At 71.0% G+C, this 12,110-nt stretch carries 13 protein-coding genes and 1 pseudogene; 6 read left to right on the top strand and 8 right to left on the bottom strand.

Annotated features, from left to right (window positions below):
- Positions 1-93: 93 nt before the first annotated feature.
- On the bottom strand, positions 94-888 hold the full coding sequence (locus AB5L52_RS19220) for a DUF3558 family protein (protein ID WP_369365217.1): 795 nt from the start codon (positions 886-888) through the stop codon (positions 94-96).
- Between the two features lie 224 nt (positions 889-1,112).
- Entirely contained in the window at positions 1,113-2,033 is a 921-nt protein-coding gene (locus AB5L52_RS19215) for a DUF3558 domain-containing protein (RefSeq protein ID WP_369365216.1), read from the bottom strand.
- Between the two features lie 211 nt (positions 2,034-2,244).
- On the opposite strand from AB5L52_RS19215, the gene AB5L52_RS19210 reads away from it, so the two are divergent.
- Positions 2,245-3,438 carry an RtcB family protein gene (locus AB5L52_RS19210; RefSeq protein WP_351027059.1) on the top strand — a complete coding sequence of 398 codons (1,194 nt, stop codon included), beginning with the start codon at positions 2,245-2,247 and terminating at the stop codon, positions 3,436-3,438.
- A 56-nt stretch (positions 3,439-3,494) separates the two neighbouring features.
- On the opposite strand, the gene AB5L52_RS19205 is transcribed toward AB5L52_RS19210, so the two are convergent.
- The 3 genes from AB5L52_RS19205 to AB5L52_RS19195 form a co-directional block, all read right to left on the bottom strand.
- Positions 3,495-3,653 carry a hypothetical protein gene (locus AB5L52_RS19205; RefSeq protein WP_369365214.1) on the bottom strand — a complete coding sequence of 53 codons (159 nt, stop codon included), beginning with the start codon at positions 3,651-3,653 and terminating at the stop codon, positions 3,495-3,497.
- Positions 3,653-4,420 carry an SDR family NAD(P)-dependent oxidoreductase gene (locus tag AB5L52_RS19200; RefSeq protein ID WP_369365212.1) on the bottom strand — a complete coding sequence of 256 codons (768 nt, stop codon included), beginning with the start codon at positions 4,418-4,420 and terminating at the stop codon, positions 3,653-3,655. Before AB5L52_RS19200 ends, AB5L52_RS19205 begins: the two co-directional genes overlap by 1 nt.
- 61 nt (positions 4,421-4,481) lie before the next feature.
- Complete coding sequence (locus AB5L52_RS19195; RefSeq protein WP_369365210.1) at positions 4,482-4,820, bottom strand: YnfA family protein; 339 nt, start codon at positions 4,818-4,820, stop codon at positions 4,482-4,484.
- Between the two features lie 123 nt (positions 4,821-4,943).
- Between AB5L52_RS19195 and AB5L52_RS19190 the strand changes: the two genes are divergently transcribed.
- Positions 4,944-5,423 (top strand): hypothetical protein, encoded by a 480-nt coding sequence (locus AB5L52_RS19190; RefSeq protein ID WP_369365208.1) that lies wholly within the window; start codon positions 4,944-4,946, stop codon positions 5,421-5,423.
- Between the two features lie 31 nt (positions 5,424-5,454).
- On the opposite strand, the gene AB5L52_RS19185 is transcribed toward AB5L52_RS19190, so the two are convergent.
- Complete coding sequence (locus AB5L52_RS19185) at positions 5,455-5,859, bottom strand: winged helix-turn-helix transcriptional regulator (protein ID WP_369365206.1); 405 nt, start codon at positions 5,857-5,859, stop codon at positions 5,455-5,457.
- A 134-nt stretch (positions 5,860-5,993) separates the two neighbouring features.
- Between AB5L52_RS19185 and AB5L52_RS19180 the strand changes: the two genes are divergently transcribed.
- The 3 genes from AB5L52_RS19180 to AB5L52_RS19170 all read left to right on the top strand — a co-directional run bounded on the left by AB5L52_RS19180 (position 5,994) and on the right by AB5L52_RS19170 (position 9,183).
- The gene (locus tag AB5L52_RS19180; RefSeq protein ID WP_369365204.1) at positions 5,994-6,884 is read left to right on the top strand and encodes an NADP-dependent oxidoreductase; all 891 of its coding nucleotides are present in this window, start codon (positions 5,994-5,996) and stop codon (positions 6,882-6,884) included.
- Between the two features lie 169 nt (positions 6,885-7,053).
- Complete coding sequence (locus AB5L52_RS19175; RefSeq protein ID WP_351027055.1) at positions 7,054-7,773, top strand: response regulator transcription factor; 720 nt, start codon at positions 7,054-7,056, stop codon at positions 7,771-7,773.
- The gene (locus tag AB5L52_RS19170) at positions 7,774-9,183 is read left to right on the top strand and encodes a HAMP domain-containing sensor histidine kinase (RefSeq protein ID WP_351026981.1); all 1,410 of its coding nucleotides are present in this window, start codon (positions 7,774-7,776) and stop codon (positions 9,181-9,183) included.
- 44 nt (positions 9,184-9,227) lie between these two features.
- Here the strand turns inward: AB5L52_RS19170 and AB5L52_RS19165 are convergent, their stop codons facing one another.
- Both AB5L52_RS19165 and AB5L52_RS19160 read right to left on the bottom strand, forming a co-directional pair.
- The gene (locus AB5L52_RS19165) at positions 9,228-10,982 is read right to left on the bottom strand and encodes a phosphatidylglycerol lysyltransferase domain-containing protein (protein WP_351027054.1); all 1,755 of its coding nucleotides are present in this window, start codon (positions 10,980-10,982) and stop codon (positions 9,228-9,230) included.
- 200 nt (positions 10,983-11,182) lie between these two features.
- Positions 11,183-11,458 carry a hypothetical protein gene (locus AB5L52_RS19160; protein WP_351026980.1) on the bottom strand — a complete coding sequence of 92 codons (276 nt, stop codon included), beginning with the start codon at positions 11,456-11,458 and terminating at the stop codon, positions 11,183-11,185.
- Between the two features lie 88 nt (positions 11,459-11,546).
- Between AB5L52_RS19160 and AB5L52_RS19155 the strand changes: the two are divergent.
- Positions 11,547-11,984 (top strand): annotated as a pseudogene (locus AB5L52_RS19155) (M55 family metallopeptidase); the annotation flags it as partial.
- Between the last annotated feature and the right edge of the window lie 126 nt (positions 11,985-12,110).

Below are 12,110 nucleotides of genomic sequence, written 5' to 3'. Positions count from 1 at the left end.
ACTCGTACTCCCCTCCCCTTGCCTGTTGTTGCGCGCAACAGGGTGGCACACGCACAAGGCGAGCGTGGTACCGGTCAGGGCTTCGGCCCGGGGTCACCCCTGCTTCGCGGCCGACTTGGACGGAGAAGCGCCGGAAGAGGCCGACTTGGAAGGAGATGCCGACGCCGGCTTCGACGGGGAGGCCGAGGAACCCGTGGACGAACCGCCCGACGAGGAGCCACCGTTGGCGGACGACACCGCCCCGAGCGCCTCCTTGATCGCCTGCTCCGCGGACTTCGTCAGATCGTCGGCGTCCGGGGTCTTCTCGCCCGCGAGACCGGCGCCGTTGTAGTCGAGCGTGACCACCACGTTCTCGACCCGCGCGACCACCGTCTGCTGCTTGAACAGACCTTCCTTCTTCTGCAGGTCGTAGCGCACCGCCGTGGCCTCCGAGCCCGTACCGGACAGCGGGATCTCCTTGGAGTTCTTCGCGCCGTCCACCGCCCCGGCGTCCTTGACCTGCTGACCGAAGTACGTGTGGGCCTGCGCCTCACCCGAGCCGCGCGTGCTGTCCGAGTCGAAGCGGAGCAGGGACACGTTCAGCCAGCGGAACTGCGAACCCTTGACACCGTTGTTGTCCAGGCTGCTCCAGGAGCACGAGGCACGCGACGACGGATCGTCCGAACTGCCCTTCTTGCCCGACGTACCGTTCGGCACCAGATCCGACAGGGTCTGCTTCGACAGCACCGCGCACGCGTCGGGAAGCTTCTTGTACGCGGCCGCCTGCACGGACGGGGACGCGCTCGCCGACGAACCCGTGCTGCCGCTCGCGGACTGCCGGGAACTGCTGTCGCCGCCCTTGTCCTTGGAATCCCCCGAGCCCGACGAACAGGCTGCGGTGATCAGCACCGCCGGAACGGCTGCCGCGCAGACAAGAACACGGCTCAGGCGCTTGCCACGCCTTCCTTGCTGGGCACGGTCGTCTCGCTGGGCTGCTCGCTGCATGGTTCCTTCACTCGTGACGCTTGGTAGTCGTGCGGGTTCCTGCGGGGGCCCACGGTACGCGGTGAAGGAGCTGTGCGGTTTCGGTTCGGGTGCTTTGCACACGGCGGGGCGAGCGGCCCCGGGGGCGGTCAACCGCCCAGCGCGTCGTCCAGTTGAGAGGCCAGATCACGGGCCTTGTCCTGCATTTCCTTGCTGTCCGGGACCGATCCGGTGGCCATCGGCTGCTCCTCGTACACGAGGGTGACGACGACGTTGGACGTGCGGAACACCACAGTCACGGTCCGCTGCTGGGCGGTCGAACCGGACGAACTGAGCTGATCGTCGATATACGCGTCGTCACCGAGATCGGTCAGCACGCGAGGCTGCAGTTCGGCCGCGGGGGCCTCGGGGGAGGCGGAGCCGGAGGGAGCCCCCGAGCCGGAGGCGCTGCCGCCGGGCGAGGCGGAGGGGGAGCCGCCGGCGGTCGCCGTGGACCTGGGCGAGGAGGAGGGCGTGGAGGAAGGCGTGGCGGAGGACGCGGAGGAGGATGCGGAGGAGGACGTGGACGCAGGTGTCGACGGGGGACCGGGCGACCCGGTCGCCGCGGCGGAGCCGCTCGGCTCGGGGAGGTTGGCGGCCGTCTCCTTGCCCGTGAAGATCTTCTTCGCCTGGTCGTCGTCACTGACCGTGTTGTCGTACGACACCACGCGCTCGAAGTCGACCGAGAGACGGTCGGTGGCGTCGGCGGAGTCCACCTTCCAGCGGCAGCCGACCTTGCGGTCGGTGTCGTAGGTCAGCTCGGCAGCGCCCTGGTAGGCCTTGTTCCGCTGGTCGGGGTCGGCGATCTGCTTGATCCCGGGCAGCATCGAGCCGAGCGTGTCGTGACCGACCGCGCCGCACGGCTCGGGCAGCGTGCGGTACTTGCCGGGCTGGGCGGCCACCGTGGTCGTACCGGCGCCGCCCGGATGGGCGTTGTCCGTCGCGCTGTCGCTGCCCGAGCCGTTCGTGCAGCCGGCCAGCAGCGCGCCGAGGAGTGCGGCAGTGCCGGTTACATATGCCTTCCGCTGCACGGTCGGGCTCCTCTCGGATGTGCGCTCGCTTGGTGCTCCAGTGTCCCCGCTGGTTATTCGCTTGCCGCAGCGGGGCGCCCCCTGGAGACAATGTGTATCGCACGCACTGCTGTGGCCGCCGGTCCCTCGTCCCTTTCCGCAGACCTTGGCGCCTTTTTCTGTTTTGCTGCTACTAAGCCTTTTGTTGTCTTTCCGGGGGAATGAGGAAGTTATGTCGTACGTGGAGATGCCGGGCGCGAAGGTCCCGATCCGGATGTGGACGGACCCGGCGACGGTCGAGGACGTGGCCCTGCGCCAGCTCCAGAACGTGGCGACCCTGCCGTGGATCAAGGGCCTGGCCGTGATGCCGGACGTGCACTACGGCAAGGGCGCGACGGTCGGCTCCGTCATCGCCATGCGGGGTGCGGTCTGCCCGGCGGCGGTCGGCGTGGACATCGGCTGCGGGATGTCGGCGGTGAAGACGTCCCTGACGGCGAACGACCTTCCGGGCGATCTGTCGCGGCTGCGGTCGAAGATCGAGCAGGCGATTCCGGTGGGGCGGGGGATGCATGAGGACCCCGTGGAGCCGGGGGACTTCCATGGGCTGGCCACGGCGGGGTGGGATGACTTTTGGGGGCGGTTCGACCAGGTCGCCGATGCTGTGAAGTTCCGGCGGGAGCGGGCGACTCTGCAGATGGGGACGCTCGGAGCCGGGAACCACTATGTCGAGATTTGTGTTGATTTGCTGGATTCGGTGTGGCTCCTGCTTCACTCCGGTTCCCGGAACATCGGCAAGGAACTCGCCGAGCACCACATAGGGGTGGCCCAGAAGCTCCCGCACAACCAGGGCCTGGTCGATCGCGACTTGGCGGTCTTCGTCGCGGACACCCCGCAGATGGCGGCCTACCGCAACGACCTGTTCTGGGCGCAGGAGTACGCCAAACACAACCGCACGCTGATGATGGCGCTCCTGAAGGACGTGATCCGCAAGGAGTTCAAGAAGGCCAAGCCGACCTTCGAGCCGGAGATCTCCTGCCACCACAACTACGTGGCCGAGGAGCGGTATGAGGGCATGGACCTGCTCGTCACCCGCAAGGGGGCGATCAGGGCCGGATCCGGTGACTTCGGGATCATCCCTGGTTCGATGGGCACCAGCTCGTACATCGTGAAGGGGCTCGGGAACGAGAAGGCCTTCAACTCGGCTTCGCATGGGGCGGGTCGGCGAATGAGCCGTAACGCGGCGAAGCGTCACTTCACGACCAAGGATCTGGAAGAACAGACCCGGGGCGTGGAGTGCCGTAAGGATTCCGGCGTGCTGGACGAGATTCCGGGTGCCTACAAGAACATCGACCAAGTGATGGAGCAGCAGCGCGATCTCGTTGAGGTGGTGGCGAAGCTGAAGCAGGTCGTCTGCGTGAAGGGCTGATGTGGGAGGCCCCCGGTCGGTGCCGGGGGCCTCGTTCATCTTGGGCTGACCATGGGTCATTTCCCGTGCAGTACCGCGTAGATCATCACGAACGCCACGATGTGGATGCCGAAGAGGAAGTAGCCCAGGAAGTACCAGACTTTGCGCTGGTCCCTGGTCTCCTGGGCCAGGCGGCGTTTTTCCGGGGAGTCGGCGGGGTCGGGGGTGTCGGGCATCACGGCTCCCTGTGGACCTTGGTGTTGGAGGCCTGGGCGCGGGGGCGGAGGACCAGGAGGTCCACGTTGACGTGGCTGGGGCGGGTGACCGTCCAGGTGATCGTCTCCGCGACGTCGTCCGCCGTGAGGGGGTCGGGCACGCCCTCGTAGACCTTGGCCGCCCTGTCGGCGTCTCCGTCGAAGCGGGTCAGGGCGAATTCTTCCGTCTTCACCATGCCGGGGGCGATCTCGATCACCCGGACCGGCTGGCCGACGATCTCCAGGCGGAGGGTCTCGGCGAGGACGTGCGCACCGTGCTTGGCGGCCACATAGCCCGCGCCGCCCTCGTAGGTGCCGTGCCCGGCGGTGGAGGACACGACGACGATCACGCCGTCGCCGCTTGCCACCAGCTTCGGCAGCAGGGCCTGGGTGAGGTTCAGGGTGCCGATGACGTTCGTCTCGTACATCGAGCGCCAGGCGGCCGGGTCCCCGGTGGCCACCGGGTCCGCGCCGAGGGCGCCGCCCGCGTTGTTCACGAGCACGCCGATCGTCTGGAACGCCGTCGCGAACTCGTCCACCGCCGCGCGGTCCGTCACGTCCAGCGGGTACGCCGTCGCCGAGTGGCCCGCCTTGGTCAGCTCCTCCGCCAGCGCCTCGATACGGTCCTTGCGGCGGGCGGTGAGGACGACGCGGTAGCCGGCCTCCGCGAGCCGCCGGGCCGTGGCGGCGCCGATGCCGCTGCTCGCACCGGTGACTACGGCGATGCGGGACGCGGGGGCCGGGGCCATGGGCTGCTCCTGTGGTCGGTCGAGGGGTCCGGTGGCGTGCTCCGTCCAGCGTAAGTGAGGCTCAGCCGCCGTTCCTCGGCGCCCACATGATCACGGCCATCCCGGCGAGGCAGATCAGCGCCCCGGTCACGTCCCAGCGGTCGGGTCGGTAGCCGTCGGCGATCGCGCCCCACAGCAGCGAGCCGGCCACGAAGATCCCGCCGTACGCGGCCAGGATGCGGCCGAAGTGGGCGTCGGGCTGGAAGGTCGCGACGAAGCCGTACGCGCCGAGGGCGAGAACGCCGCCGGTCATCCACAGCCAGCCCCGGTGCTCGCGCACGCCCTGCCAGATCAGCCAGGCGCCGCCGATCTCGAAGACGGCGGCGACGACGAACAGGGCGGCGGAGCGGAGGATCGACATGGCAGCAGCTTGGCACGGGGCGCGCCGGGCCCTCCGGGGCCCTGTGTCACCTGAGGGACGGCGCCTGGTGGCCGGGCCGTGTGGCATACATCCGTACGGCAGTCGGATCGCGAGCGTGGAGTGGTGAGCGGCGTGCGGATGTGGATCTGGGGTGTCGCGGGGGCCTGTGCCGGCGCGGTCGTGCTGCCGGGGGTCGCGCCGGCCGCTCCGGCTCCCGCGCCCGAGGCCGACCTGGCCTTTCACGGGACCGCGGTGCTGGCGGGCGACAGGGCGGTGGTGAAGCTGACCCCGCGCGACAACGGGCCCGCCGCGGTGACCGGCGCGACCGTGCGGCTGCGCTGGTCGGTGGAGTCGGCCGAGCCGCAGCGGCTCCCCGCCCGGTGTGCCCGGGAGGACGCGCGGACGGTGGTGTGCGGGACGGGCGCGCCGGCCGTGCACGGGGCGGGTGCGGAGCTGACGGTGCCGGTGCGGCTGAAGGGGCGGCCGTCGGAGGTCACGCTGGAGACCGACACGGCGTGGGGCGGCGGCGCGGTGGACCGGAACCGGGCCAACGACCGGCTGAAGGTGCTGGTGCTGAACACCGGGGACGCGTACGCGTTCTGAGGCCGGCCGTTCCCCGACGCCGCCGGATGTCCTACGCCGGGTTCTCGGTGTCGTAGCGCTCGCGGGCCGCTCGTACCTCCTCGAAGTGGGTCTCCGCCCACTCCTTCACGGCGGTCAGCAGGCCGGCGAGGCTGGCGCCGAGCGGGGTGAGTGCGTAGTCGACGCGGACCGGGACGGACGGGGTGACCGTGCGGGTGATGATGCCGTCCCGTTCGAGGGTGCGCAGGGTCTGGGTGAGCATCTTGGGGCTGACGCCCGCGATCCTGCGGCCGATGTCGCTGTAGCGCTGGGGGCCGGCGGCCAGGGCGGCGACGACGAGGCTGCCCCACTTGTCGCTGAGCCGGCCGAGGAGCTGGTTGGTGGGGCATTCGCGCAGGAAGGCGTCGTAGTCGGCGCGGGCCTGTTCGCGCCGCTGGGCGGCGGTCGTGGTCGCCATGGGCTCTCACCTCGGGGTCAGCTACGCACTCTCGGGTAACTACTTACCAATGGATAGTAGCTCTCCTACGGTTGGTGTGCGGCCGGACAGTGCCGCGGAAGCCATCAAATGCCTTTCTCTTGAGGAGAGTTGACATGCGTGCTGCTGTGGTGCGGACGTTCGGCGGCCCGGAGGCCGTGGAGATCGCGGAGGTGCCGGTACCGGTGCCAGGGACGCGGCAGGTGCGGATCAAGGTGGCCGCGGGTGCGCTGAACCCGGTGGACGCGGCCTCCCGTGCGGGTTTCTTCGGCGGGGCCGGCAAGACGATAGGCCTCGGCTGGGACGTGGCGGGCACGGTGGACGCGGTGGGTGCGCCCGCCGCCTGGAACGTCGGTGACGCGGTGGTCGCGCTGGTGCCGGGGGTGGCCGATCCGCTGGGCGCGCACGCCGAGTACGTCGTCGTGGACGCGGGTGCGGTGGCCGCGGCGCCCGCCTCGGCGGACGCGGTGCACGCGGGCACCCTGCCGCTGAACGGGCTGACCGCGCTGCAGGCCCTGGAGCTGCTGGATCTGGCGCCGGGCGGGAAGCTGCTGGTGACGGGCGCGGCGGGGGCGGTCGGCGGGTTCGCGGTGCAGCTGGCCGCGCACCGGGGGATCGAGGTCGTCGGGCATGCCCGGGCCGGTGACGAGGAGCTGGTGCGCTCCCTGGGTGCCGCACGCTTCACGGCCGACGGGGTCGAGCGGGGCGCGGTGGACGCGGTGCTGGACGCCGCCGTGCTCGGGGCGCCCGCGCTGGAGTGGGTGCGGGACGGCGGTGCGTTCGTCGCGGTGCGGGACGGGGTGCTGCCGGAGGCGGAGCGTGGGGTGCGCAGGGAGAACGTCTGGGTGCGGGCCGACGGGGCGCAGTTGGCGGAGCTGGTCCGGCTGGTGGACGACGGGGTGCTGACGCTGCGGGTGGCGGAGGTGTACGCCCTTCAGGAGGCGGCGAAGGCGCATGCGCGGCTGGGTGAGGGCGGGGTGCGGGGGCGGCTGGTGCTCGTTCCCTGATTCCGGCCTGGGGGCTCCGCTGTCGGGCGAGGCAAGGTGAGAGGACGGTAGGCGCCTGCTTCCGGTTGCCCGTGTGACGGTGAGAGGGCGGTAAAAAGGGTGATCGTAGGTCCGCTCGTCCCGACCGAACGGGCGGCGGCCTTGGCAGACTGGGAGGGTGCCCCAGACTGTGCTGCTCGCCGAAGACGACCGTGCCATCCGTCATGCCCTGGAGCGTGCCCTGACGCTGGAGGGGTACGAGGTCACGGCGGTCGCCGACGGTGTGGAAGCGCTGGCGCAGGCCCACAAGACGCCGCCGGACGTCCTCCTGCTCGACGTGATGATGCCCGGCATCGACGGCCTGCAGGTCTGCCGGGTGCTGCGCGCCGAGGGCGACCGCACCCCGATCCTCATGCTCACCGCCCTGGTGGAGACCGCCGACCGGATCGCGGGTCTGGACGCCGGAGCCGACGACTACGTGGTCAAGCCGTTCGACGTCGAGGAGGTCTTCGCACGGCTGCGGGCGCTGCTGCGCCGCACCAGCCCGGTGCCCTCCGGCAGCGGCGGGACCGGTACCGAGAGCGGCGGCCGGGACGTGCAGATCTCCGACCGGCAGGTCGAGGCCGCCGGCATCCGGATGGACCTGCAGGCCCGCCGGGCCTGGCGCGGCAAGCGCGAACTGGAGCTGACCCGCACCGAGTTCGAGCTGCTGGAGCTGCTCGTGCGCAACGCGGGCATCGTCCTCGACCACTCCACGATCTACGACCGGATCTGGGGCTACGACTTCGGTCCCGGCTCGAAGAACCTCGCCGTGTACGTCGGCTACCTGCGCCGCAAGCTGGACGAGCCCGGCGCGCCGCAGCTGATCCACACCGTGAGAGGCGTGGGTTACGTGCTGCGGGAGGACTAGGTGGGCCGGCTGCGGCGGCTGCTCGCCCCGGGCCGGCCCAAGCTGGTCTCCCTGCGCACCACCTTCGCCGTCTCCTTCGCGGCCGTCACCGCCGCCGTCACGATCCTCGTCGGCATCCTGTCGTACGGCAGCGCGGCGCGGCTGGTCCGCGTCGACCAGCAGTCGGTGTTCTCGCAGGTCGTGCAGGACGTCCGGGACGAGGTGCGGCAGCACGAGATGGTCCCGGAGGACTTCTCCTCCTCCCGCCCCGGGCACGACCTGGTCCGGCCCGCCCGCACCGATGTGCAGGTGCTGGGCGCGCAGGGCCAGATCGTGGACCATGGCAACCCGAGCCTGCCCGTGACCTCCCGCGACAAGGCCATGGCGCTCGCGACGACGGCGGGGAAGGTGGTCCAGCACAAGGACGTGCCGGTGGACTCGGACGTGTACCGCATCGCCACCGTCTCGCTCGGTGACGGGCGGGGCGCGGTGCAGGTCGCGCAGGAGTTCAGCGACACCGAGGACCTGCTGCGTACGCTGCAGCAGCGGACACTGATCCTGATGGCGGCGGTCGTGGTGGCGGCCGGGCTCTTCGGGTGGTGGCTGGCCCGGCGGATCACCCGGCGCCTGGTGATCCTGACCTCCGCCGCCGAGGACGTGGCCCGCACCCGCCGGCTGGGCATCGAGGTGCCGGTGGCCGGGCTGGACGAGGTGGGGCGGCTCGGCCGCGCCTTCGACCGGATGCTGGGCCGGCTCGCGCAGTCCGAGGAGGACCAGCGGCGCCTGGTCCAGGACGCGGGGCACGAGCTGCGCACCCCGCTGACGTCCCTGCGGACGAACATCTCCCTGCTCCGGCGCATCGACGAACTGCCGCCGGCGACGCGGGACGAACTGGTCGCCGACCTCGGCCAGGAGGCTCGGGAACTGACCGATCTGGTCAATGAGCTGGTCGACCTCGCCGCGGGGCAGTCCGACACCGAGCCGCCGCAGCGGGTGGACCTCGCCGACATCGCCGAGGAGGTCGTGGCGGTCGCCAAGCGCCGTACCGGGCGCGAGATCGTGCTGCGGACGAGCGGTGACACGACGACCGACGGGCGGCCCGGGATGCTGCAGCGGGCCATGTCCAACCTGGTGGAGAACGCGGCCAAGTTCGACCGGGGCGGGAAGGGCCCGATCGAGGTCGCCATCACCGGGCCGGCGCGGCCGGGCACTGTGCGGGTGGAGGTGCTGGACCGGGGGCCCGGTATCGCCGAGGGCGACCTGATCCGGATCTTCGACCGCTTCTACCGGGCCGCCGACGCCAGGTCCCTGCCGGGGTCCGGGCTGGGGCTGTCCATCGTGCGGGAGGTCGCCATGGCGCACGGGGGCGCGCCCTTCGCCTTTCGGCGGGAGGGCGGCGGAACGGTCATCGGCTTCACGGTGGGCGGCTAGCGCCGTAGCCCGGGACTGCCCTACGGCGCTCTCCTCGCACCCTCCTACGACCGGCGGCCGCCTATGCCCGGCAGCTCCAGGAAACCCTCCGCGCGGGCGCTGGCCAGGCCGATGCGGGGGATGTCGCTGGACTTGGCGAAGAGGAGGAAGCGGGGTTCCCAGACGGGCCGGTACTTGGCGTTGGCCCGGTAGAGGGACTCGATCTGCCACCAGCGGGAGAAGAAGGTGAGCGTGGAGCGCCACAGCCGCAGGACGGGACCCGCGCCCAGGCGGGCACCGCGCTCGAAGACCGAGCGGAACATCGCGAAGTTCAACGACACCCGCTTGATGCCCAACTCCTTCGCGTTCAGCAGGAGTTCGACCACCATGTATTCCATCAGGCCGTTCTCGCAGTCGCGGTCGCGGCGCATCAGGTCCAGGGAGAGGCCGTGCTCGCCCCAGGGCACGAAGCTGAGCAGGGCGCGGGGTTCGTCGTTCGCGTCGCGGCACTCCAGCATCACGCAGCGGCCGTCCACCGGGTCGCCGAGGCGGCCGAGGGCCATGGAGAAGCCGCGTTCGGTGGCGCCGTCGCGCCAGTCGTCGGCGCGCTGGACGAGGACGGCCATCTCCTCGGCGGGGATGTCCTCGTGGCGGCGGACGCGGACGGTGTAGCCGGCCCGCTTGACCCGGTTGTGGGCCTGGCGGACCACGCGCATCGCGCGGCCTTCGAGGGTGAAGTCGGCGATGTCCACGATCGCCTCGTCGCCGAGTTCGAGGGCGTCCAGGCCGTGGCGGGCGTAGATCGTGCCGGCCTCCTCGCTGGCGCCCATGACGGCCGGGGTCCAGGCGTGCCGGCGGGCCTCGGTGAGCCAGGCCTCGATGGCGCCGGGCCAGGCCTCGGGGTCGCCGATCGGGTCGCCGGAGGCGAGGGAGACGGCGCCGACGACGCGGTAGGTGACGGCCGCCTTGCCGGTGGGGGAGAAGATGACGGCCTTGTCGCGGCGCAGCGCGAAGTAGCCGAGGGAGTCACGGGAGCCGTGCTTGGCGAGCAGCGCGCGCAGCTTCTCCTCGTCCTCGTCGGTGAGCAGCTTGCGGCCGCGCGGAGAGCGGAAGCAGGCGTACAGGACCAGGCAGAAGGCCGCGGCGAGCAGGATGTTGAGGATGATGTCGACCCAGCGGGGCGCGTGCACGGAGTCGACCCGGTCGGCGAGGGGGCCGACGCTGATGCCGCGCAGCAGACTGTAGGCGAGCTCGTCGAACAGGGTGGCGCCCGTCAGCTTGTTGGTGGCGTGCACGAGCAGCGTGCCGAGGCCGCCGGTCAGCAGCAGCCCGCCGGTGCCCACGGCGAGGGCGAGCCGCGGGTTGGAGGGGTCGCCGACAGCGTTGAACTCCCGGCGGCCGATCACCAGCGCGGCCAAGAAGAGGCCGGTGAGGGCGGTGGAGACCCAGTTGAAGACGTGGCCGCGGAACGGGTGCTGGGTGAGGGCGAGGACGTAGAGCAGGAAGAGGGGGCCGGCGAGCAGCATGTTCACCACCCACGCGGCCCGCTTCCCGCGGCGCATCACCAGCGCCAGGAAGATCGCCGCCGCGGCCGAGGCCAGGCCCGCGGTGGCCAGGTACGGGGTGAAGAACTGGCCGGCGTGGTGCGTGTGCGCATGCACATGGCGGGCGGTGAACAGCTTGCCGTCGTTGTGTTCCTGCACCTCTTTGCGGAACGGCAGCGACGTCACCGCGATGATGTTGAAGACGGCGATCAGCCGCAGGTACCACACGGTGGCCGAGGCTGCGCCCGCCCGCAGCCGCGGGCTGGGTTCGGGCATCCGGAACGCGGGGCGCGTACCGCGCTGGCGGGGGATCTTCGCGTCGGTCAGGGTGGACGCTTCAGCGGGCATGGTGCCTGGTCACCTTGGGTGCAGAGGGGCGGGGGCACAGTTACCCTACAGTTTGTAGGGTAAAGCGCCTGTGTACTCGGAGCGTACCGGCATTCGCTCTTACCCGGCCCCTCCCTTGAGTACGCCTCTTACCTGCCCCTTTCCCTGTCGCGCCGGGCCGCCACCAGATGCCAGGCCAGATTGCCGACCGCCGCACCGGCCGCGACCGCGGCGACGATCACCCCGCCGGTCGCGAGGCCGTCGCTGAACAGGTGCGGGCGCCGGTCGAGGCTGTGCAGCCCGAAACCGCACAGCTCGTACACGCCGACGGCGGCGACGAGGAGGCTGCCGACCAGCAGGGCCAGCGTCGGCGCGAGACTGCGCAGGCGGACCTCCGCACCGGCCTCCGTATTCATGTCCTGCATGGATCCCCCGGTGAACGGACGATGGAACAGCCCTGCGGCCGCTGGCGGTTGGGAACCTACAATACGTAGGGTCCGATAGGGTCGAGGCGTGCGTGTCTACATCAGCGTCGATATGGAAGGCGTCACCGGGCTCGTGGACGCCGACGACGTCCAGCCGGGCGGCCGGGACTGCGAGCGCGGCCGTTCCATGATGGCCGAGGACGTGAACGCGGCCGTGCGTGGCGCCCTGACGGCCGGCGCCGCCGACATCCTCGTCAACGACGCGCACGGCCCGATGCGCAATCTACTGCCCGAGGCGCTGCACCCGGCCGTCCGGCTGGTACGGGGCAAGCCCGAGCGCATGGGCATGCTGGAGGGCCTGACCAGGGAGTACGACGCCGTGCTGTGCGTCGGCCACCACTCCCGGGCCGGCACCCCGGGTGTCCTCAGTCACAGTTTTATGGGCCACGAGATCGAGGACATGTGGCTGGACGGGCGGCCGGTGGGTGAGATCGGGCTCGCCCATGCGACGGCGGCGGCGCTAGGCCGGCGGAGGCAGTTCGGGGTGTGGATGCGGGTGGCCACGTCGCTCACCCGGCAGGCGCCGTACTGTTAAGCGCTCCGCTGGGATTGCCGGGATGTGCCGTCGTTCGCCTGCGGCACCGTCGTGGCC

Origin of the sequence: Streptomyces sp. CG4, assembly GCF_041080655.1 — a bacterium.
GTDB lineage: Bacteria > Actinomycetota > Actinomycetes > Streptomycetales > Streptomycetaceae > Streptomyces.
Note: the sequence above shows the minus strand (reverse complement) of the source record. Positions and strands in the feature narration are given on the sequence as shown.